23 protein-coding genes are annotated in these 21,498 nt (G+C 59.8%); 22 read left to right on the top strand and 1 reads right to left on the bottom strand.

Annotation, left to right across the window (positions count from 1 at the left end; translation table 11 throughout):
- The first annotated feature begins 13 nt into the window (after positions 1 to 13).
- The 3 genes from secD (at position 14) to C4J91_RS22430 (ending at position 3,475) form a co-directional block, all read left to right on the top strand.
- On the top strand, positions 14 to 1,885 hold the full coding sequence (gene secD / locus C4J91_RS22440) for a protein translocase subunit SecD (RefSeq protein ID WP_124364302.1): 1,872 nt from the start codon (positions 14 to 16) through the stop codon (positions 1,883 to 1,885).
- A 9-nt stretch (positions 1,886 to 1,894) separates the two neighbouring features.
- Positions 1,895 to 2,809, top strand: coding sequence for a protein translocase subunit SecF (gene secF, locus C4J91_RS22435; protein WP_122489141.1), 915 nt, complete (start codon positions 1,895 to 1,897; stop codon positions 2,807 to 2,809).
- Positions 2,810 to 2,932: 123 nt separating this feature from the next.
- Complete coding sequence (locus tag C4J91_RS22430; protein WP_005791197.1) at positions 2,933 to 3,475, top strand: glycine zipper 2TM domain-containing protein; 543 nt, start codon at positions 2,933 to 2,935, stop codon at positions 3,473 to 3,475.
- 221 nt (positions 3,476 to 3,696) lie between these two features.
- Here C4J91_RS22430 and suhB read toward each other — a convergent pair whose 3' ends face one another.
- Positions 3,697 to 4,512, bottom strand: coding sequence for an inositol-phosphate phosphatase (suhB, locus tag C4J91_RS22425; protein ID WP_003175971.1), 816 nt, complete (start codon positions 4,510 to 4,512; stop codon positions 3,697 to 3,699).
- Positions 4,513 to 4,657: 145 nt separating this feature from the next.
- Here suhB and trmJ point away from each other — a divergent pair, with 145 nt between their 5' ends.
- From trmJ to der, 19 genes are all read left to right on the top strand, one after another.
- Positions 4,658 to 5,428, top strand: a complete 771-nt coding sequence (gene trmJ, locus C4J91_RS22420; protein WP_124364301.1) for a tRNA (cytosine(32)/uridine(32)-2'-O)-methyltransferase TrmJ — start codon at positions 4,658 to 4,660, stop codon at positions 5,426 to 5,428.
- A gap of 2 nt (positions 5,429 to 5,430) precedes the next feature.
- On the top strand, positions 5,431 to 6,213 hold the full coding sequence (gene cysE / locus C4J91_RS22415; protein WP_124364300.1) for a serine O-acetyltransferase: 783 nt from the start codon (positions 5,431 to 5,433) through the stop codon (positions 6,211 to 6,213).
- A gap of 296 nt (positions 6,214 to 6,509) precedes the next feature.
- Positions 6,510 to 7,001 carry a Fe-S cluster assembly transcriptional regulator IscR gene (gene iscR / locus C4J91_RS22410; RefSeq protein ID WP_003194020.1) on the top strand — a complete coding sequence of 164 codons (492 nt, stop codon included), beginning with the start codon at positions 6,510 to 6,512 and terminating at the stop codon, positions 6,999 to 7,001.
- Between the two features lie 50 nt (positions 7,002 to 7,051).
- A complete protein-coding gene (locus C4J91_RS22405; RefSeq protein WP_057723964.1) occupies positions 7,052 to 8,266 on the top strand; it encodes an IscS subfamily cysteine desulfurase in 1,215 nt (404 codons plus the stop codon).
- 99 nt (positions 8,267 to 8,365) lie between these two features.
- Positions 8,366 to 8,752, top strand: coding sequence for a Fe-S cluster assembly scaffold IscU (gene iscU, locus C4J91_RS22400; RefSeq protein WP_003175965.1), 387 nt, complete (start codon positions 8,366 to 8,368; stop codon positions 8,750 to 8,752).
- Positions 8,753 to 8,780: 28 nt separating this feature from the next.
- Complete coding sequence (gene iscA / locus C4J91_RS22395) at positions 8,781 to 9,104, top strand: iron-sulfur cluster assembly protein IscA (RefSeq protein WP_003209680.1); 324 nt, start codon at positions 8,781 to 8,783, stop codon at positions 9,102 to 9,104.
- 8 nt (positions 9,105 to 9,112) lie between these two features.
- A complete protein-coding gene (gene hscB, locus C4J91_RS22390; RefSeq protein WP_014719822.1) occupies positions 9,113 to 9,634 on the top strand; it encodes a co-chaperone HscB in 522 nt (173 codons plus the stop codon).
- 51 nt (positions 9,635 to 9,685) lie between these two features.
- Positions 9,686 to 11,548: a Fe-S protein assembly chaperone HscA gene (gene hscA / locus C4J91_RS22385; RefSeq protein ID WP_124364299.1), complete on the top strand. Its 1,863-nt coding sequence runs from the start codon at positions 9,686 to 9,688 to the stop codon at positions 11,546 to 11,548.
- A gap of 3 nt (positions 11,549 to 11,551) precedes the next feature.
- Entirely contained in the window at positions 11,552 to 11,893 is a 342-nt protein-coding gene (gene fdx, locus C4J91_RS22380) for an ISC system 2Fe-2S type ferredoxin (protein ID WP_124364298.1), read from the top strand.
- Between the two features lie 14 nt (positions 11,894 to 11,907).
- Positions 11,908 to 12,111 carry a Fe-S cluster assembly protein IscX gene (gene iscX, locus C4J91_RS22375; RefSeq protein WP_124364297.1) on the top strand — a complete coding sequence of 68 codons (204 nt, stop codon included), beginning with the start codon at positions 11,908 to 11,910 and terminating at the stop codon, positions 12,109 to 12,111.
- Positions 12,112 to 12,203: 92 nt separating this feature from the next.
- Positions 12,204 to 12,629: a nucleoside-diphosphate kinase gene (ndk, locus tag C4J91_RS22370; RefSeq protein WP_003175956.1), complete on the top strand. Its 426-nt coding sequence runs from the start codon at positions 12,204 to 12,206 to the stop codon at positions 12,627 to 12,629.
- 29 nt (positions 12,630 to 12,658) lie between these two features.
- Positions 12,659 to 13,807: a 23S rRNA (adenine(2503)-C(2))-methyltransferase RlmN gene (gene rlmN, locus C4J91_RS22365; RefSeq protein ID WP_124364296.1), complete on the top strand. Its 1,149-nt coding sequence runs from the start codon at positions 12,659 to 12,661 to the stop codon at positions 13,805 to 13,807.
- A gap of 12 nt (positions 13,808 to 13,819) precedes the next feature.
- Positions 13,820 to 14,578 (top strand): type IV pilus biogenesis/stability protein PilW, encoded by a 759-nt coding sequence (gene pilW, locus C4J91_RS22360; protein WP_124364295.1) that lies wholly within the window; start codon positions 13,820 to 13,822, stop codon positions 14,576 to 14,578.
- Positions 14,578 to 15,558, top strand: a complete 981-nt coding sequence (locus C4J91_RS22355) for a RodZ family helix-turn-helix domain-containing protein (RefSeq protein ID WP_124364294.1) — start codon at positions 14,578 to 14,580, stop codon at positions 15,556 to 15,558. The genes pilW and C4J91_RS22355 overlap by 1 nt, the downstream gene beginning before the upstream one ends.
- 2 nt (positions 15,559 to 15,560) lie before the next feature.
- Entirely contained in the window at positions 15,561 to 16,670 is a 1,110-nt protein-coding gene (gene ispG, locus C4J91_RS22350; RefSeq protein WP_122720285.1) for a flavodoxin-dependent (E)-4-hydroxy-3-methylbut-2-enyl-diphosphate synthase, read from the top strand.
- Positions 16,671 to 16,693: 23 nt separating this feature from the next.
- A complete protein-coding gene (gene hisS, locus C4J91_RS22345) occupies positions 16,694 to 17,983 on the top strand; it encodes a histidine--tRNA ligase (RefSeq protein ID WP_124364293.1) in 1,290 nt (429 codons plus the stop codon).
- 41 nt (positions 17,984 to 18,024) lie between these two features.
- On the top strand, positions 18,025 to 18,666 hold the full coding sequence (locus tag C4J91_RS22340; RefSeq protein ID WP_124364292.1) for a YfgM family protein: 642 nt from the start codon (positions 18,025 to 18,027) through the stop codon (positions 18,664 to 18,666).
- Positions 18,659 to 19,810, top strand: coding sequence for an outer membrane protein assembly factor BamB (gene bamB, locus C4J91_RS22335; RefSeq protein WP_124364291.1), 1,152 nt, complete (start codon positions 18,659 to 18,661; stop codon positions 19,808 to 19,810). Before C4J91_RS22340 ends, bamB begins: the two co-directional genes overlap by 8 nt.
- Positions 19,811 to 20,016: 206 nt before the next feature.
- Positions 20,017 to 21,486: a ribosome biogenesis GTPase Der gene (gene der / locus C4J91_RS22330; RefSeq protein WP_124364290.1), complete on the top strand. Its 1,470-nt coding sequence runs from the start codon at positions 20,017 to 20,019 to the stop codon at positions 21,484 to 21,486.
- The last annotated feature ends 12 nt before the right edge of the window (positions 21,487 to 21,498 follow it).

Raw genomic sequence — 21,498 nt, 5'->3', positions numbered from 1 at the left:
AGCGGGCGGCGTGATGCTGAACAAATACCCTCTGTGGAAATACGTACTGATCCTGGCGGTGCTGGCGGTCGGTTTTATTTATTCCGCTCCCAATCTCTATCCTGATGACCCGGCGATCCAGATCTCTGGCGCCAGCACTTCGCTGCAGGTCAACCAGGCTGATCTGGAACGCGCGAGCAAAGCGCTCAACGACGCGGGCATCCAGGTTAAAGCGGCAACATTGGCGGCTGGTGCGAAGGGCGGCTTGTTGCGCCTGACCAAGCAAGAAGACCAATTGCCGGCCAAGGACGTCGTGCGCAAGGCCATGGGTGATGACTATGTTGTCGCACTCAACCTGGCACAGACCACGCCACAATGGTTGCGCAGCATTGGCGCGCACCCGATGAAGCTGGGTCTGGACTTGTCCGGCGGTGTGCACTTCCTGCTGGAAGTTGACATGGACAAAGCCCTCGACGCACGCCTGAAAGTCTATGAAGGCGACGTGAAGAGCCTGCTGCGCAAAGAGAAGCTGCGTTATCGCAGCCTGCCGCAGCTCAATGGCGCCATTCAGTTGGGCTTTGCTGACGAAGCATCCCGCGAACAGGCCCGTGCGCTGATCCGCAAGAACTTCAACGATTTCGACATCGTGCCAGCCGACTTGAATGGTCAGGCGGTGCTGCGTCTGGCGATGAGCCCGGCCAAGATCGCGGAAATCCGCGAATACTCCATCAAGCAGAACTTGACCACGGTGCGTAACCGCGTCAACGAGCTGGGTGTGGCCGAGCCGATCGTGCAGCGCCAGGGCGCCAACCGCATCGTGGTTGAATTGCCGGGCGTTCAGGACACCGCTGAAGCCAAGCGTATTCTGGGTAAAACTGCCAACCTGGAGTTCCGCCTCGCGGCTGAGCCGGGTGCTTCCCGTGCGACTTCCGAAGAGTTTGAGTTCCGTGAAGGCAACCGTCCTCCAGCGCTGATCGAGCGTGGCTTGATCATCACCGGTGACCAGGTCACTGACGCCAAGGCTGGTTTCGACTCGCAGCACGGCACCCCTGAAGTGAACATCCGCCTGGATGGTCACGGCGGCGAACTGATGAGTCGCGCCACGCGCAGCAACGTCGGTCGCAGCATGGCGGTGATCTTCATCGAGCAGCGCCCGATCACCACCTACACCAAGCAGATGGTCAACGGCGTCGAGAAAGACGTGCCGGTGCAGACCTTCAAGGAAGAGAAGAAGATCATCAGCCTGGCGACCATCCAATCGCCGCTGGGGGCGCAATTCCGCATCACTGGCCTGAACGGCCAGGGCGAGTCCTCCGAACTGGCGCTGCTGCTGCGTGCCGGTGGCCTGGCCGCGCCGATGTACTTCGCTGAAGAACGCACCATCGGCCCGAGCCTGGGTGCCGATAACATCACCAAGGGTGTCGATGCGGCGCTGTGGGGCATGCTGTTCGTGTCCTTGTTCATCATCGCCATCTATCGCTTTTTCGGCATCATCGCCACCGTGGCCCTGGCGGGCAACATGGTGATGCTGCTGGCGCTGATGTCGCTGCTGGGCGCTACGCTGACCCTGCCGGGTATCGCCGGTATCGTGCTGACCATGGGGATGGCGGTCGACGCCAACGTGCTGATCTTCTCGCGGATCCGTGAAGAGATCGCGGCGGGCATGACCGTACAGCGTGCAATCAACGAAGGCTTCGGCCGGGCATTCACCGCGATTCTCGACTCCAACCTGACCACTTTGCTGGTCGGCGGGATTCTCTTTGCCATGGGCACCGGCCCGGTCAAAGGTTTTGCGGTGACCATGTCCCTCGGTATCTTTACCTCGATGTTCACGGCCATCATGGTGACCCGCGCAATGGTCAACCTGATCTTTGGCGGACGTGACTTCAAGAAGTTGTGGATTTAAGGGGCTGCCATGTTACGTACAATCAACTTCATGGGCGTTCGCAACATTGCGTTCGGCGTCACCGTGCTCCTTACCGTTCTGGCGTTGTTCAGCTGGTTCCATAAGGGCCTGAACTACGGTCTGGACTTTACCGGCGGTACGCTCATCGAGCTGACCTACGAGAAGCCGGCCGACGTCACCCTGGTGCGCAACGAGCTGGTCAAGGCCGGCTATCACGAGGCGGTGGTGCAGAGCTTCGGCGCTACTACCGACCTGCTGGTGCGCATGCCTGGCGAAGACCCGCAACTGGGTCACCAGGTAGCCGAGGCCTTGCAGAAGGTCGGTGGCGACAACCCGGCGTCGGTCAAGCGCGTCGAGTTCGTCGGCCCGCAAGTGGGTGAAGAACTGCGCGACCAGGGCGGCCTCGGCATGCTGATGGCGCTGGTCGGCATCATGATCTACCTGGCGTTCCGCTTTCAGTGGAAGTTCGGTGTCGGCGCCATTGTGTCGCTGATCCACGACGTGATCGTGACCGTGGGTATCCTGGCCTACTTCCAGATCACCTTCGACCTGACGGTGCTGGCGGCGGTGCTGGCGATCATTGGTTACTCGCTCAACGACACCATCGTGGTATTCGACCGGGTTCGTGAGAACTTTCGCGTACTGCGCAAGGCGACGCTGATCGAGAACATCAACATCTCCACCACCCAGACGCTGCTGCGGACCATGGCCACGTCGATCTCCACATTGCTGGCGATCGCAGCACTGATGATTTTCGGTGGCGACAACCTGTGGGGCTTCTCCCTGGCACTGTTCATTGGTGTCCTGGCGGGTACCTACTCGTCGATCTACATCGCCAACGTGGTGCTGATCTGGCTGAACCTGAACAGCGAAGACCTGATCCCTCCGGCCAGCACTGGCAAGGAGGTCGACGACCGTCCTTGATGGGCGTTTGTTGATCAGCGGTTACAAGAAAGGCGCGAGATTGAACTCGCGCCTTTTTTTTGGCTCCAAGGCTGGGTATAGCGCGGATCTTTCGATCCGTTTGTGATGGTCAGGAGGTTCAACGTGAACAAGTCGTTGCTGGTTGGTGCGGTATTGGGTGCTGTCGGTGTGACTGCCGGGGGTGCTGTTGCCACCTACAGCCTGGTAAAAAGCGGCCCTGAGTATGCGCAAGTGCTGGCGGTGCAGCCGGTAAAAACCCAGATTAAAACCCCGCGTGAGGTCTGCAAGGACGTCACAGTGACCCGGCAGCGTCCGGTGCAGGATCAGCATCAAATCGCCGGTACCGTGGTCGGCGCCCTTGCCGGTGGCCTGCTGGGTAACCAGATCGGCGGCGGTAACGGCAAGAAGCTCGCTACCGTAGCGGGTGCGGTCGGTGGTGGTTATGCCGGTAACAAGGTTCAGGAAGGCATGCAGAACCGCGATACCTACACGACGACCCAGACGCGTTGTAACACCGTGAATGACATCAGTGACAAGGTGGTTGGCTACGACGTGCGTTACAACCTGGACGGCAAGGAAGGTACGGTGCGTATGGAGCGTGATCCGGGTGGTCAGATTCCGGTGGACAAGGAAGGGCGTCTGATCCTTGGTCAGAATCAGCAGTAATCTGAGTCTGGCGCAGGTTCAAAAACCTGTGCAATTCAAAAATGTGGGAGGGGGCTTGCCCCCGATAGTGGTGGGTCAGTCAGCTAATCATTTGCTGACACACTGCAATCGGGGGCAAGCCCCCTCCCACATTTGGTTGATGGTGTGGCTGGCATTTCAGTGCGCAGCAAATCCCAGGCATAAAAAAGCACCCCGCGGGGTGCTTTTTTGTGCTCGCTCGCTTAACGCTTCAGCGAAGCCGGCAGGTGCGGCTGGATCGCCGTCAGCACTGCCTTGAAGCATTTGGTGTTGCCGGCAACCACATGGCCTTTCTCAAGGAAGTCATGACCGCCGGTGAAGTCGCTCACCAAGCCGCCCGCTTCCTGGATCAACAGGGCGCCCGCCGCCATGTCCCACTCCGACAGGCCCGACTCCCAGAACGCATCAAAACGACCGGCGGCAACGTAAGCCAAGTCCAGGCTCGCTGCGCCAGCGCGACGGATACCCGCAGTCTGGCCAACCAAGGCGCGGAACATGCCCAGGTAGTTTTCCAGGTTGTCCATTTGATCGTCACGGAACGGGAAGCCAGTACCCAGCAAGGCGCCATCCAGGCTGGTGCGCCCGCTCACGCGCAGGCGACGACCATTGAGCTGGGCGCCACGGCCACGGCTGGCGGTGAATTCTTCCTGGCGAACCGGGTCGAGAACGACGGCGTGTTCCAGGCGGCCACGGTATTTGCAGGCAATGCTCACAGCAAAGTGTGGGATGCCGCGCAGGAAGTTGGTGGTGCCATCCAGTGGGTCGATGATCCACAGGTAGTCTTCGCCTTCACCGCTGCCTTTGTGCAGGCCGGTTTCTTCACCGAGGATGCCGTGGGTAGGGTAGGCCTTGCGCAGGGCGTCGATGATTTTCTGTTCGGCGGCGCGATCCACCTCGGATACATAATCCTTGGCGTCTTTTTCGTCGACCTTGATGGTATCCAGGCGCTCGATAGAGCGGAAGATCAATTCACTGGCGCTGCGGGCGGCGCGCAGCGCGATATTCAGCATGGGCTGCATGGATGTGTCACCTAAGGTTGTTAAAGAAAGCCGGGCATTCTAGCAGAAACTTTCTGCAGGTGAAGGACGACGTTAGCTTTCATGGCATAACCTTGGGCGGTTCTGTAAGATTTGCTCCCCTTTCCCGTGTCCGAGAGCGCCTCCCTTGCTGCAAAACATTCGTGTCGTCCTGGTCAATACCAGTCATCCCGGCAACATCGGCGGGGTGGCGCGAGCCATGAAAAACATGGGGCTGACGCGCCTGGTGCTGGTCGAGCCGCGTGTGTTTCCGCACCACGAGGCCGATGCCCGCGCATCCGGCGCCAATGACATCCTGGAAAACGCCCAGGTTGTCGCCACGCTGGAAGATGCCCTGGTCGGCTGCAACCTGGTGCTCGGCACCAGCGCCCGTGACCGTCGCATTCCCTGGCCGCTGCTGGATCCGCGTGAGTGCGGCACCAAAGTGGTGGAAGAGGCGGCCGGTGGCGCAGAAATCGCCTTGGTATTTGGCCGTGAAGACTCCGGTCTGACCAATGAAGAGCTGCAGCGATGTCATTACCACGTGCACATTCCATCAGACCCTGAGTTCAGTTCGCTGAACCTCGGCGCGGCGGTGCAGGTGCTGACTTATGAGGTGCGCATGGCCTGGCTGGCGGCTGCCGGTCAGCCAAGCAAGATGGAAAAGGACGAGGTTGCATCGACCAAAAGTGGCGAGCTCGCCACCATGGACGAGCTGGAGCGCTTCTATGAGCACCTGGAGCAAACCCTGGTGGCCATCGAGTTCCTCGATCCTGAAAAACCACGGCACTTGATGGCGCGCCTGCGTCGCCTTTACGGGCGCAGCTCGGTCAGCCGGGCGGAAATGAATATATTGCGTGGCATCCTCACGGAGACCCAGAAAGCGGCCCGTGGCGAGCTCCTTAAGCGGAAGGATTAAAAATGTTCGAGCGTTTGCGAGAAGATATCCAGAGTGTTTTCCACCGTGACCCGGCGGCGCGCAACGCCTTTGAAGTGCTGACCTGCTACCCGGGCATGCACGCGATCTGGATTCATCGTTTGTCCGGCGCCTTGTGGGGCATGGGCTGGAAATGGCTGGCGCGGCTGGTGTCGAACTTCGGGCGCTGGTTGACCGGGATCGAGATTCATCCGGGCGCCAAGGTCGGCCGCCGTTTCTTTATCGACCACGGCATGGGTATCGTGATTGGCGAGACGGCTGAGATTGGCGATGACGTGACCCTCTATCAGGGTGTCACCCTGGGCGGAACCACCTGGAATAAAGGCAAGCGCCACCCCACGCTGGGCGACGGTGTGGTGGTGGGCGCGGGCGCCAAGGTGCTCGGCCCGTTCACCGTAGGCGCCGGTGCCAAGGTGGGCTCCAATGCGGTGGTGACCAAGGCAGTGCCGCCCGGTGCCACGGTTGTGGGCATTCCTGGACGGATCATCGTCAAGCCGGAAGTGGGCGACGAGCAGGAGGCCAAGCGTAAGGCCATGGCCGAAAAAATCGGCTTCGATGCCTACGGCGTGAGCGAAGACATGCCCGACCCGGTGGCGCGTGCCATCGGCCAGTTGCTTGACCACCTGCAAGCGGTGGATGGCAAGCTGGACGGGATGTGCGGCGCGCTGAAGGAATTGGGCAGCAGCTACTGCGCAAAAGACCTGCCTGAGCTGCGCGAAGAAGACTTCGCCGAGATCAAGAGCGAAACCGCTACCAAGGCTGGCTAAGCTCTCACCACCATAAAACCAATGTGGGAGGGGGCTTGCCCCCGATGGCGGTGGGTCAGTCAGTGAAATATTGGCTGGCACACCGCTATCGGGGGCAAGCCCTCTCCCACATTTGGTCTTCATAGTGTCTGGAATTGCTGACCGCCCGCTGCCGCTGTTCCTCCCCACCCCATCCTGCTATGATTCGCGCGCCCTTTTTACGGGTAATCCTGACTAAAGTACTAGGTCTTATAGTTGACTTAAATACTCGGGAATCGCATACTTGCTCCCATTCTGAAACACCTTGGTACTTGTCCATGAGACTGACTACAAAAGGCCGATACGCGGTGACTGCCATGCTCGACCTGGCTTTGCACGCGCAAACTGGGCCGGTGTCCCTGGCCGATATCTCCGAGCGCCAAGGCATTTCCCTGTCCTACCTCGAGCAGCTGTTCGCCAAATTGCGCCGTAGCAACTTGGTTTCCAGCGTGCGGGGGCCAGGTGGTGGCTATCAGTTGTCCCGCGACATGCAGGGCATTCAGGTGGCCCAGGTGATCGACGCGGTCAACGAATCCGTCGATGCCACCAAATGCCAGGGCCTGGGTGACTGCCACGCCGGCGACACCTGCCTCACGCACCACTTGTGGTGTGACTTGAGCCTGCAGATCCATGAGTTTTTGAGTGGTATCAGCTTGGCTGATCTTGTGACTCGCCGTGAGGTGCAAGAAGTAGCCCAGCGTCAGGACCAGCGCCGTTGCAACACCAAGGCGCCGCGTCTGGATAAGATCGAAGCGTCCGCCGTCGAGTGACAGCCGCAGAGCTAACGGCACGCCAGCCAGCCTGATTTAGGAGAAAGTCCATGAAATTGCCGATTTACCTTGATTACTCAGCGACCACCCCGGTTGATCCGCGTGTCGCGCAAAAAATGAGCGAATGCCTGCTGGTGGACGGAAACTTCGGCAACCCGGCCTCCCGTTCCCACGTATTCGGCTGGAAAGCCGAGGAAGCGGTCGAGAACGCTCGTCGCCAGGTCGCCGACCTGGTTGGCGCAGACCCGCGCGAAATCGTCTGGACCTCCGGTGCCACCGAGTCCGACAACCTGGCAATCAAGGGCGCGGCGCATTTCTATGCGACCAAGGGCAAGCACTTGATCACCACCAAGATTGAGCACAAGGCTGTCCTCGACACCATGCGCCAACTGGAGCGTGAAGGTTTTGAGGTCACCTACCTTGAGCCGACCACCGACGGTATCGTCACCCCGGCCATGATCGAAGCCGCGCTGCGTGAAGACACCATCCTGGTTTCGGTGATTCACGTGAACAACGAAATCGGCACCATCAACGACATCGAAGCGATTGGCGAACTGACCCGCTCCAAGGGCATTCTGCTGCACGTCGACGCCGCTCAGTCCACCGGCAAGGTCGACATCGACCTGTCCAAGCTGAAAGTCGACCTGATGTCGTTCTCGGCCCACAAAACCTACGGCCCTAAAGGCATCGGCGCGCTGTACGTGAGCCGCAAGCCACGGGTGCGTATCGAAGCGACCATGCATGGCGGCGGTCACGAGCGCGGCATGCGTTCCGGCACCCTGGCGACCCACCAGATCGTCGGCATGGGCGAAGCCTTTCGCGTCGCCAAGGAAGACATGGCGGCCGAAAACGTGCGCATCAAGGCCCTGAGCGATCGCTTCTACAAGCAGGTCGAGAACCTTGAAGAGCTGTACATCAACGGCAGCATGACTGCCCGCGTACCGCATAACTTGAATTTGAGCTTCAACTACGTCGAAGGCGAGTCGCTGATCATGGCGCTCAAGGATCTGGCGGTATCGTCCGGTTCGGCCTGCACCTCGGCGTCCCTTGAGCCTTCGTATGTATTGCGCGCCCTGGGCCGCAACGACGAACTGGCACACAGCTCGATCCGCTTTACCTTCGGCCGCTTCACCACTGAAGAGCAAGTCGACTACGCCGCGCAGAAAGTCTGCGAAGCCGTCAACAAGCTGCGCGTTCTGTCGCCGCTGTGGGACATGTACAAAGACGGTGTCGACATTTCCAAGATCGAGTGGGCGGCACACTAAATATAGAAGCCGCCACCCAAGCTCTGTAGGAACGTGGCGGAAAACGCAGGCGTTTCTACAGGGTTCCAGAGCGGCCCTGATGAGTGAGGATTCAGTACCATGGCTTACAGCGAAAAGGTCATCGACCACTACGAAAACCCGCGCAACGTCGGCAAGATGAACGCGGAAGATCCTGATGTCGGCACTGGCATGGTTGGCGCTCCGGCGTGCGGCGATGTGATGCGCCTGCAGATCAAGGTCAACGACGCTGGCGTTATCGAAGACGCCAAGTTCAAGACCTACGGCTGCGGTTCGGCCATCGCCTCCAGCTCCCTGGCGACCGAATGGATGAAAGGCAAGACCCTGGATGAGGCTGTCACTATCAGCAACACCCAGCTGGCCGAAGAACTGGCCCTGCCGCCGGTGAAAATTCACTGCTCGGTACTCGCCGAAGACGCCATCAAGGCGGCCGTTCGCGACTACAAGCAGAAGAAAGGCTTGATTTAAGTATTTGGCGACGAGTAAGGAGTCAACGATGGCTATCAGCATGACAGAAGCGGCTGCGCAGCACATTCGCCGCTCCCTGAATGGGCGCGGTAAAGGTGAGGGGATTCGTCTGGGGGTTCGCACCACGGGCTGTTCCGGCCTTGCCTACGTGCTGGAGTTTGTCGACGAGGTGGTTGAAGAGGATCAGGTGTTCGAAAGTCACGGCGAGAAAGTGATCATCGACCCAAAGAGCCTGACCTACCTAGACGGCACCGAGCTCGATTTCGTCAAGGAAGGGTTGAACGAAGGCTTCAAGTTCAACAACCCCAACGTACGCGGTGAATGTGGCTGCGGCGAAAGCTTCAACATCTGAGGCTTCTTGTGGGTACTCCTTGTCATTTCGCTTTATTCGAGTTGCAACCGAGCTTTCGGCTGGACCTCGAGCAGCTTGCCACGCGCTACCGAGAATTGGCGCGTGGCGTGCATCCGGACCGTTTCGCTGACGCTTCCGAGCGTGAGCAACGCCTGGCGCTGGAGCAATCGGCCAGCCTCAACGAAGCCTATCAGACGCTGAAAAGCCCCCCCAAGCGCGCGCGTTATTTGCTTGCGATGAAGGGCGGTGAGTTGCCGATGGAAGTCACCGTGCATGACCCGGACTTCCTGATGCAACAGATGCAGTGGCGCGAAGAACTTGAAGAGTTGCAGGACGAAGCCGATGTGGCTGGAGTCGCGGTCTTCAAGCGGCGTCTGAAAACCGCCCAGGATGAGCTCAACGAAAGCTTCGCAGCCTGTTGGGATGATGCGGCGCAACGCGAGCAGGCCGAGCGCCTGATGCGGCGCATGCAGTTTCTCGACAAGCTCACCTACGAAGTGCGCCAGCTAGAAGAGCGCCTCGACGATTAACCCAGTGCTGCCCGTGATGCACGCCTGATAGACAGATAAGACCTGATTACCATGGCTCTACTGCAAATCGCCGAACCCGGCCAAAGCCCTCAACCGCACCAGCGTCGCCTGGCGGTCGGGATTGACCTGGGCACCACCAATTCCCTGGTCGCTGCCTTGCGCAGCGGCCTTTCCGAGCCACTGCCCGATGCCGATGGCCAGGTGATCCTGCCATCCGCCGTGCGTTATCACGCCGACCGCATCGAAGTGGGCGAGTCGGCCAAGCTGGCAGCGTCTACCGACCCCTTGAACACCGTGCTGTCGGTCAAGCGCTTGATGGGCCGTGGGTTGTCCGACGTCAAGCAATTGGGCGACCAGCTGCCGTACCGCTTTGTCGGCGGCGAATCCCATATGCCGTTCATCGACACCGTCCAAGGCCCGAAAAGCCCGGTGGAAGTGTCAGCCGATATCCTCAAGGTGCTGCGCCAACGTGCGGAAACCACCTTGGGCGGCGAACTGGTCGGTGCGGTGATCACCGTTCCGGCGTATTTCGATGACGCGCAGCGCCAAGCCACCAAGGACGCGGCGAAACTCGCCGGTCTGAACGTGCTGCGCCTACTCAACGAGCCGACTGCGGCTGCTGTGGCTTACGGCCTGGATCAGCATGCTGAAGGCCTGGTCGCGATTTACGACCTGGGCGGCGGCACCTTTGATATTTCAATCCTGCGCCTGACCGGCGGCGTCTTTGAAGTGCTGGCCACCGGCGGCGACAGCGCCCTCGGCGGTGACGACTTTGATCACGCCATCGCGAGCTGGATTATCAGCAGTGCGGGCTTGTCTGCCGACCTGGACCCAGGTGCACAGCGCAGCCTGCTGCAAACCGCCTGCGCCGCCAAGGAAGCGCTGACGGATGCTGCAACTGTTGAAGTTTCCTACGGCACCTGGTCGGCCCAACTGACGCGCGAAGCCTTCGATGCGTTGATCGAGCCCATGGTCGCCCGCAGTCTGAAAGCCTGCCGCCGCGCGGTGCGAGATTCCGGTATCGAACTGGAAGACGTCGGTGCCGTGGTCATGGTGGGCGGTTCCACCCGTGTTCCGCGCGTGCGTGAAGCCGTCGCCCAAGCCTTTGGCCGCCAGCCGTTGACTGAAATCGACCCGGACCAAGTCGTCGCAATTGGTGCTGCGATCCAGGCCGATACCCTGGCCGGCAACAAGCGCGATGGTGGCGAATTGCTGCTGCTTGATGTGATTCCGTTGTCCCTGGGCCTGGAAACCATGGGCGGCCTGATGGAAAAGGTGATTCCACGCAACACCACCATTCCCGTCGCCCGCGCCCAGGACTTCACCACCTACAAAGATGGCCAGACGGCCATGATGATCCATGTGCTGCAAGGCGAGCGCGAGCTGATCAGCGACTGCCGCTCCCTGGCGCGCTTTGAATTGCGCGGTATCCCGGCCATGGTTGCGGGCGCGGCGAAGATTCGCGTGACCTACCAGGTGGACGCCGACGGCCTGCTCAGCGTGGCTGCGCGCGAGTTGGCCTCAGGCGTTGAAGCCAGCATCCAGGTCAAGCCGTCCTACGGGCTGACTGACGGCGAAATCGCCAAGATGCTCAAGGACTCGTTCCAATATGCCAGCGACGACAAGGTCGCCCGTGTGTTGCGTGAGCAGCAAGTCGACGCCCAGCGCCTGCTCGAAGCGGTGCAGGGCGCCCTTGAGGCTGACGGCGAGCGCCTGTTGGATGCCGAAGAGCGCATGGTCATCGACCTGCAGATGCAGGAGCTGGCCGAACTCATGAAAGGCACCGATGGTTACGCCATCGAGCAGCAGACCAAGCGTCTGTCGCAAGTGACCGATGCCTTTGCCGCCCGTCGTATGGACCAGTCGGTAAAAGCCGCCCTGGCGGGCCGCAACCTGAATGAACTTGAGGATTAACTGATGCCGCAGATCATTTTTCTGCCACACGCCGAGCATTGCCCGGACGGTATGGTCGTGGAGGCTGAGACCGGCAAGTCCATTCTTGAAGTCGCCCACGACAATCATATCGAGATCGAAAGCGCCTGCGGCGGTGTGTGTGCCTGCACCACCTGCCACTGCATCATCCGCGAAGGCTTCAACGGCCTGGAAGAGGCCGATGAGCTGGAAGAGGACTTTCTTGACCGCGCCTGGGGCCTGGAAGCGACTTCTCGCCTGAGCTGTCAGGCCAAGGTCGGCACTGAAGACATTACGGTCGAAATCCCGAAATATTCGCTCAACCATGCGGCCGAAGCGCCGCATTGATTCAAGGAAATGTCATGAGCCTGAAATGGGTTGATGTACAAGAAATCGCTATACAACTTGCTGAAGCTCATCCTGAGGTCAATCCTCTGACAGTGAACTTCGTCAAGCTGCGCAACCTCGTGATGGCGCTGCCGGAATTCGATGACATCCCGGACCGGGGTGGCGAAAAGGTTCTGGAGGCGATTCAAGGTCTGTGGATCGAAGAAGCAGACGACTGAGCCGCCTTTTTACGCAGTTAGGCAATACCCAATAACCCGCGTATAATTCGCGGGTTTAATTTTTCGTAAATTACCGTTTCTGGAGTTACACCATGGCTGTTCAACGTACTTTCTCCATCATCAAGCCTGACGCTGTTGCAAAAAACGTCATCGGCGAGATCACCACTCGTTTCGAAAAAGCCGGCCTGAAGGTTGTAGCTTCGAAACTCAAGCAACTGTCCAAGGCTGAAGCTGAAGGCTTCTACGCTGAGCACAGCGCTCGTGGCTTTTTCGGCGACCTGGTTGCCTTCATGATCTCCGGTCCTGTTGTTGTTCAGGTTCTGGAAGGCGAAAACGCTATCGCTCTGAACCGTGAGCTGATGGGCGCTACCAACCCTAAAGAAGCTGCTGCCGGCACCATCCGTGCTGACTTCGCTGAATCCATCGACGCCAACGCTGTACACGGTTCGGACTCCGAAGCCGCTGCTGCTCGCGAAATCTCGTACTTCTTCGCAGCTACCGAAGTAACCGCTCGCTAAGCATCGGCTTAAAGAGTGAGGGTGAATCCATGACAACATCGACTGTTAAAACCAACCTGCTGGGTCTGACTCAGCCGGAAATGGAGAAATTCTTCGACTCAATCGGGGAGAAGCGTTTCCGTGCCGGTCAGGTAATGAAGTGGATTCACCACTTTGGCGTCGACGATTTCGACGCCATGACGAACGTCAGCAAGGCCTTGCGCGACAAGCTCAAGGCCATTGCTGAGGTGCGTGGTCCTGAAGTAGTCAGCGAAGACATCTCCACCGATGGCACCAGTAAGTGGGTGGTGCGCGTGGCGTCCGGCAGCTGCGTCGAGACCGTGTACATTCCCCAGGGCAAGCGCGGCACCTTATGCGTTTCGTCCCAGGCAGGCTGTGCCCTGGACTGCAGTTTCTGCTCCACCGGCAAGCAAGGCTTCAATAGCAACCTCACCGCCGCCGAAGTCATCGGCCAGGTGTGGATTGCCAACAAATCCTTTGGCAGCGTCCCGGCGACCGTCGACCGTGCCATCACCAACGTGGTGATGATGGGCATGGGTGAACCGCTGCTGAACTTCGACAACGTGATTGCGGCCATGCACCTGATGATGGACGACCTGGGCTACGGCATTTCCAAGCGCCGTGTGACCCTGTCGACCTCCGGCGTGGTCCCGATGATCGATGAGCTGGCCAAGCACATCGACGTTTCCCTGGCGTTGTCGCTGCACGCACCGAATGACGCATTGCGTAACCAATTGGTGCCGATCAACAAGAAGTATCCGCTTAAGATGCTGCTCGAATCTTGCCAGCGCTACATGGCGACTTTGGGCGAGAAGCGTGTGCTGACCATTGAGTACACCATGCTCAAGGACATCAACGACAAGGTCGAGCACGCGGTCGAGATGATCGAGCTGCTCAAGAACACCCCGTGCAAGATCAACCTGATTCCGTTCAACCCGTTTCCCCATTCTGGCTACGAGCGGCCGAGCAACAACGCCATCCGCCGTTTCCAGGATCAACTGCACCAGGCCGGCTACAACGTCACCGTCCGCACCACCCGCGGTGAAGACATCGACGCCGCCTGTGGCCAATTGGTAGGGCAGGTGCTGGATCGCACCCGTCGCAGTGAGCGTTACATCGCCGTGCGTGAGTTGAGCGCCGCCGACGATGCACCGCAAAGCGCTGCAAATCGAAACTGAGAGAGGACCTCTATGCCCTTGCGCCTTGCGCTGCTGTTGCTTGTTACCGGTCTTGCGACCGGTTGTGTTTCATCGGGCCATGACAGCCCTTTGCAAACCGGCAAGGGTCGTGACGCGGCGCGAGCGGCCTATGTGCAACTGGGCTTGGGCTATGTGCAACAAGGCATGAACGAGCAGGCCAAGGTGCCCTTGAAAAAGGCCCTCGAGCTGGAGGCCGATGATGCTGATGCCAATGCCGCGCTGGCGCTGGTGTTCAAGGCGCAGGCCGAGCCCGAGTTGGCAGATCAGTATTTCACCAAGGCGCTGGCTTCCCGTCCTGGCGACGCCCGGTTGCTGAACAACTACGGCAGCTTCCTGTTCGAGCAGAAGCGTTATGAGCAGGCCGCCGTTTATTTCCGGCAGGCCAGTACCGATACCCTTTATCCTGAGCGTTCGCGCGTCTTCGAGAACCTTGGGGTGACGTCGGTACACCTCGGCCAGCGCGAGCTTGCGCGCCAGCAACTGGAAAAAGCCCTGCTCCTGAACGCTCGCCAGCCACGCGCTTTGCTTGAAATGGCTGAGTTGTCTTACGAAGACAGGCATTATGTGCCGGCACGCGACTATTACGAGCGTTTCAGCCGGCTCAGCGGGCACAATGCACGTAGTCTGTTGCTCGGTGTGCGCCTGGCGACGGTTCATGAAGAACGCGACACGGCCGCACGTTTTGGCCAGCAACTCGAACGACTCTATCCCGGTACGCCGGAATATCAGCAATACCTGTCGGAGCAATGATGAAAGCCGCGCACCCGGAAGTTGTAGCAGCTAATCGCGTCAACCCAGGCGAGACCTTGCGTCAGGCCCGCGAAAGCAATGGTTGGTCGCTGGCGGAAGTGGCCCTCAAGCTCAATTTGACCAGCACCTCCCTGGCCAACCTCGAGGCTGGCGCGTTCGACAAACTGCCTGGGCACACGTTTGCCCGCGGCTATATCCGCGCCTATGCCAAATTGCTGGGCATCGACCAGACCGCGTTGGTCCAGGCGTTCGACCAGTACACCGGCACCGACTCCCAGGGCAGTAATGTCCATGGCCTCGGGCGTATCGAAGAGCCCACTCGGGTTTCCCACACGATTTTGCGCATCGTCAGCCTGTTGCTGTTGGTTGCGGTGATCGGCGGTGGTTTCGTCTGGTGGCAAGACCAGGCCTCCCAGCGCAATAAAGACCTGACCAGCAACGCCCTGGAACACGTCGAAGTCGAAAGCGCCGACGGCACCACCCAGATTCATCCGCTGGATGAGCCGGAAGACCAGGCGGTTGCCGAATCACAAGCTGCGCCGCAAGCGTCTGCCCCCGTCGAACAGCCGGCTCCAGACGCCGGCAGCGCACCTGCTGCGACTGCGGCCGTACCCGCTCCGGCTCCAGCAGCGCCGGTTACCCAGGCCCCTGCAGCAGCCGCTCCGGCACAGGCGCCAGCGCCGGCCGCACCGGCTGCGCCCGCCATTTCGCCGCCCACCACGCCCGCATTGATCGCCGGTGACGGGCGTGTACAGATCACCTTCGTTGCCGACTGCTGGACGCAAGTCACCGATGGCAACGGCAAAGTGCTGTTCAGCGGTCTCAAGCGTAAGGGAGATACGCTTGACCAGGGCGGCAAGCCTCCTTTGACGCTGCGTCTGGGCTTCGCCCGTGGCGCGCAAGTGGCCTACAACGGCCAGCCTGTGGACGTGGCGCCGTTCACCAGTGGCGAGACAGCTCGCCTCAAGTTGGGACAATAGTCATGCACGGCGAATCTCCAATCAAACGTCGCGTATCGCGCAAGATCTGGGTCGGCTCGGTGCCGGTGGGCGGCGATGCCCCCATCGCGGTGCAGAGCATGACCAACAGCGACACCAATGACGTGGCCGCCACCGTCGCCCAGATCAATCGTCTGGAAGCGGCTGGCGTGGACATCGTGCGGGTTTCCGTACCGGACATGGACGCTGCTGAAGCGTTCGGCCGCATCAAGCAATTGGTCAAGGTGCCACTGGTTGCCGACATTCACTTCGACTACAAGATTGCATTGCGCGTCGCCGAACTGGGCGTGGACTGCCTGCGCATCAACCCGGGCAACATCGGTCGTGAAGACCGTGTGCGCGCTGTGGTCGATGCGGCCCGTGATCGCGGCATCCCCATCCGCATCGGCGTTAACGCCGGGTCGCTGGAAAAAGACCTGCAAAAGAAATACGGCGAGCCGACCCCTGCGGCGCTGGTCGAGTCGGCCCTGCGTCACGTTGAACACCTCGAACGCCTGAATTTCCAGGACTTCAAGGTCAGCGTAAAGGCTTCCGACGTGTTCATGGCCGTAGAAGCCTACCGCCTGCTGGCCAAGGAAATCGTACAGCCACTGCACCTGGGCATCACTGAAGCGGGCGGTTTACGCTCAGGCACAGTGAAATCTGCGGTGGGTCTCGGTATGCTGCTCGCCGAAGGGATTGGCGATACTATCCGCATCTCCCTGGCGGCAGACCCCGTAGAGGAAGTGAAGGTCGGTTACGACATTCTCAAATCCCTGCGTTTGCGTTCCCGTGGCATCAACTTCATTGCCTGTCCGAGCTGCTCGCGGCAGAACTTCGACGTGGTGAAAACCATGAACGACCTGGAGTTGCGTCTCGAAGACCTGCTGGTGCCGCTGGATGTGGCGGTGATCGGTTGCGTGGTCAACGGACCGGGCGAGGCCAAAGAGGCGCATGTGGGCTTGACCGGCGGTACACCGAACCTGATTTACATCGACGGCAAGCCGTCGCAGAAATTGACGAATGACAATCTGGTGGATGAGCTGGAAAAGCTGATCCGCCAGAAAGCGGCCGAAAAGGTCGCCGCTGATGCAGCGCTGATCGCTCGCGGCTGATTGAACGAATTTAAGGATTTGATGTGAGCAAGTCTCTGCAAGCCATTCGTGGCATGAACGACATCCTGCCGGAGCAGACGCCACTGTGGCGCTATTTCGAGAGCACGGTCGCGCGCCTGCTGGATAACTACGGTTACAAGCAGATTCGTATGCCGATCGTTGAATTCACCGAGCTGTTCAAGCGCTCCATCGGTGAAGTGACCGACATCGTCGAAAAAGAGATGTACACCTTTGAAGACCGTAACGGCGACTCCCTGACCCTGCGTCCGGAAGGCACCGCCGCGTGCGTTCGCGCTGTGCTGGAGCATGGCATCACCGGTGGCGGCCAGACCCAGAAACTGTGGTACATCGGCCCGATGTTCCGCCACGAGCGTCCGCAGAAAGGCCGTTATCGCCAGTTCCACCAGATCGGTTGTGAAGTCTTCAACCTGGACGGTCCGGACATTGACGCCGAACTGATCGTTCTGACCTGGCGCCTGTGGGGCCAGTTGGGCATCCGCGACGCGGTCAAGCTCGAACTCAACAGCCTGGGCACCAGTGAGTCCCGTGGCCGCTACCGGGTCGCCCTGGTGGAGTACCTGTCTGCCCACCTGGATAAATTGGACGAAGACAGCCAGCGCCGCCTGAAGACCAACCCGTTGCGCGTGCTTGATACCAAGAACGCCGACACCCAGGCCGTGCTGGTCGATGCGCCGAAAATGGCCGATTACCTGGACGAAGAATCCCGCACGCACTTCGAGGGCCTCAAGGCTCGCCTGGATGCGGCGGGTATCCCGTATGTGATCAACCCGAAGCTGGTGCGCGGCCTCGATTACTACAGCAAGACCGTGTTCGAATGGGTCACCGACAAACTCGGCGCCCAAGGCACCGTGTGTGCCGGTGGTCGTTACGACGGCCTGGTCGAGCAAATGGGCGGCAAGCCGACCGCAGGCGTGGGTTTCGCTATGGGCATCGAGCGGCTGATCCTGCTGCTGGAGACCCTGGAGCAAGTGCCCGAAGAGATTTCCCGTCAGGTGGACGTGTATCTTTGTGCTTTTGGCGAGGCCGCCGAACTGGCTGCGTTGGCCCTGAGCGAAAAAGTGCGCGACCAGCTGCCGAACCTGCGTCTGCAGATCAATGCCGGTGCGGGTAGCTTCAAGAGCCAGTTCAAGAAAGCCGACAAGAGCGGCGCGTTGTATGCGCTGATCCTCGGCGATGACGAATTGGCCCAGCAAGTGATAGGTTTCAAACCCCTGCGTGGTCAGGGCGAACAACAGAACATTGCCTTTGATGCGCTCGCTGCGCACCTGGCCACCTGCGTCGTGCAGGGTTGAAGCTGTCGAACAGCCGAATTTAGCGATTAAGGAGTATTGGGGTGTCGAGTACTGATGATGAGCAACTGGCCGAGTTCAAGGACTGGTGGCAGCGTAACGGCAAGCCCCTGGTTACTGGCGGTCTGCTGGCTTTAGTGGTGGTGTTCGGCTGGCAGGCCTGGACCAAGTATCAGGCCAACCAGTCCCAGGGCGCCTCGATCGTTTATCAGCAGTTGCTGGAAACTACCCTGACGCCGGACGGCAAGCCCGACCCTGCCCAAGTGGCAGACCTGGCCGGCAAGCTGAAGAACGAATTTGGCGGTACTGCCTACGCGCAGTACGGCAGCCTGTTCGTCGCGAAAGTCGCGGTCGACACCGGCAAGCTCGATGATGCAGCCACTGAGCTCAAGGCCATCGCCGACAAACCGACCAACCCGACCCTGGGTGAAATCGCACGTCAGCGCCTGGCACAGGTGTTGGCGGCACAGAACAAGGCTGACGAAGCACTCAAACTGCTCGACGGCGATGCTGACAAGGCATTTGTAGCCACTCGCGAAGAGCTCAAGGGCGACCTGTTGGTCCAATTGGGCCGTACCGACGAAGCCAATGCTGCGTACCAAAAAGCCAAGGCGGCGCTGTCTGATGAAGCGGCGGTCGGTGGCTTACAAATCAAGCTGGACGACTTGGCCAAAGGGGATGCGTGACGTGATCCGTTGGAAACATGCAGCATTGCTGGCTCTGGCCGTTCTGGCCGCGGGTTGCAGCAGCAACAGTAAAAAAGAACTGCCGCCTGCGGAGCTGACCAGCTTCAAGGAAGAAGTGGTCCTGCAAAAGCAGTGGAGCCGCTCCATCGGTGACGGTCAGGGTGAAACCTACAACATGCTGGTACCGGCAATTGACGGTGACAACATTGTGGCCGCTGACGTCACTGGCATCGTGACCTCCATGGACCGCATGACCGGTGACGTGAAGTGGAAGAAAGACCTTGAGTTGCCTGTTTCCGGCGCCGTAGGCGTGGGTTACGGCATGGTCATGCTCGGCACGCTCAAGGGTGAGGTCGTGGCCCTGGATTCCAGCACCGGTGAAGAGAAATGGCGCGCTCGCGTGACCAGTGAAGTCCTCGCACCGCCTGCCACCAACGGCGATGTCGTCGTGGTGCAAACCCAGGATGACCGCGTGATCGGTCTGGATGCGACTACCGGCAACCAGCGCTGGTTGTACGACAGCACCCCGGCGGTGTTGACTTTGCGCGGTACCAGCGGTCCGATTGTGACCAACAATCTGGCCGTTGCGGGCCTGTCGACCGGTAAAGTGGTCGCCCTGAATACCCAGAACGGCGTGCCTGCCTGGGAAACCCGCGTAGCTATCCCGCAAGGTCGTTCCGAGTTGGATCGCGTGGTGGACATCGACGGCGGCCTGTTGCTGTCCGGCGAGACCCTCTACGTCGCCACTTATCAGGGCCGTGTCGCGGCACTGGACCTGCAGAGCGGGCGGGTCAACTGGCAGCGTGATGCTTCCAGCTACGCCGGTGTCGCCCAAGGGTTCGGCAGCGTCTATGTGAGCCTGGCGTCCGGCACCGTTGAAAGTGTCGACGAGCGTTCTACCACTGCACTGTGGAGCAACGACTCCCTGGCTCGCCGTCAACTGTCGGCCCCGGAAGTCTTTTCCAGCTACGTAGCGGTCGGTGACTTCGAAGGCTACCTGCATCTGCTGAGCCAGGTGGACGGTCGCTTTGTAGGTCGCGAGCGTATCGACAGCGACGGCTTGCGTGCGCGTCCGCTGGTGGTGGGTAACATGCTTTATGTGTATGGCAACAGCGGCAAGCTGGAAGCCCTGACCATAAAGTAAGAACTATGCTTGGGGGCTTAGCCCTCTGGCAGCTTCACCTGTAGGAGCGAGCTTGCTCGCGAAAAATCGTCAACGATGACGCGTGCTGTCTGAACAAACGCGGAGCCTTTGCGTTTTTCGCGAGCAAGCTCGCTCCTACAGTCGAGCACCAGCCGCTGCCCTGCAGCGGCTTTTGTATTTTCTGAAATAACGAAGTGGAGAGCCGCATGGTTCCCGTAATTGCCCTGGTGGGCCGACCTAACGTCGGCAAGTCCACCTTGTTCAACCGCCTGACCAGGACTCGCGACGCCATCGTCGGCGACTTGTCCGGTCTTACCCGTGATCGCCAATACGGTGAGGCAAAGTGGCAAGGGCGCTCCTACATTATTGTCGACACCGGTGGTATCTCCGGTGACGAACATGGCATGGATGAAAAAATGGCCGAGCAGTCGCTGCTGGCCATTGAAGAAGCCGATGTCGTGTTGTTCCTGGTGGACGCCCGTGCGGGCTACACCGCTGCCGACCAGATGATTGGCGAGCACCTGCGCAAGCGCAACAAGCGTTCCTACTTGGTCGCGAACAAGATCGATAACATCGATCCTGAGGCGGCCCGTGCCGAATTCAGCCCGATGGGCCTGGGCGATGCGATCCCGGTTGCCGGTGCCCACGGTCGCGGCATCACGCAGATGCTGGAAATTGCCCTCAGCACCTTTCCCAAGGATGACGATGAGGAAGAGGAGGGTGAGGAGGAGATCGTCGCCGAAGGCGAGGAAGCCAAGCGCATTCCTGGCCCGAGCGAAAAAGACGGTATCAAGATCGCCATCATCGGCCGCCCTAACGTCGGCAAGTCGACCCTGGTCAATCGTATGCTCGGTGAAGACCGGGTAATCGTATATGACGAACCCGGCACCACCCGCGACAGCATCTACATCCCGTTTGAGCGTAACGACGAGAAGTACACGCTGATCGACACCGCCGGTGTGCGCAAGCGCGGCAAGATCCACGAAGAAGTTGAAAAATTCTCCGTGGTCAAAACCCTGCAGGCGATCAAAGACGCCAACGTGGTGATCTTCGTGATGGACGCCCGCGAAGGCGTAGTGGACCACGACCTGAACCTGCTGGGCTTCGCCCTGGAAGCCGGTCGTGCGCTGGTGATCGCGATCAACAAGTGGGACGGCATGACGCCGAGCGAGCGCGATTTCGTCAAGATCGAGCTGCAGCGTCGCCTGTTCTTCGTTGAGTTCGCCGATATCCACTTCATCTCGGCACTGCACGGCACTGGCGTGGGCAACCTCTACGCGTCCGTACAGAACTCGTTCAAGTCCGCGGTCACCCGCTGGCCGACCAACCGCCTCACCCAGATCCTGGAAGACGCGGTGGGCGAGCACGCGCCGCCGATGGTCAACAACCGCCGCATCAAACTGCGTTACGCCCACTTGGGTGGTGCCAACCCGCCGATTATCGTGATCCACGGTAACCAGATCGAGAAGGTGCCCAAGTCCTATGTGCGTTACCTGGAAAACACCTACCGCCGTGTCTTGAAACTGGTCGGTACGCCGATCCGTATCGAGTTCAAGGGCGGCGAGAACCCATACGAAGGCAACAAGAACAGCCTTACCGACCGCCAGGTCAACAAGAAGCGTCGGATGATGACGCATCACAAGAAAGCCGATAAAAAGCGCCGTGATAAGAAATAGCGGCAGCGCCAA

The sequence above is a fragment of the Pseudomonas sp. R3-52-08 genome (assembly GCF_003851745.1).
Lineage (GTDB): Bacteria > Pseudomonadota > Gammaproteobacteria > Pseudomonadales > Pseudomonadaceae > Aquipseudomonas.
Note: the sequence above shows the minus strand (reverse complement) of the source record. Positions and strands in the feature narration are given on the sequence as shown.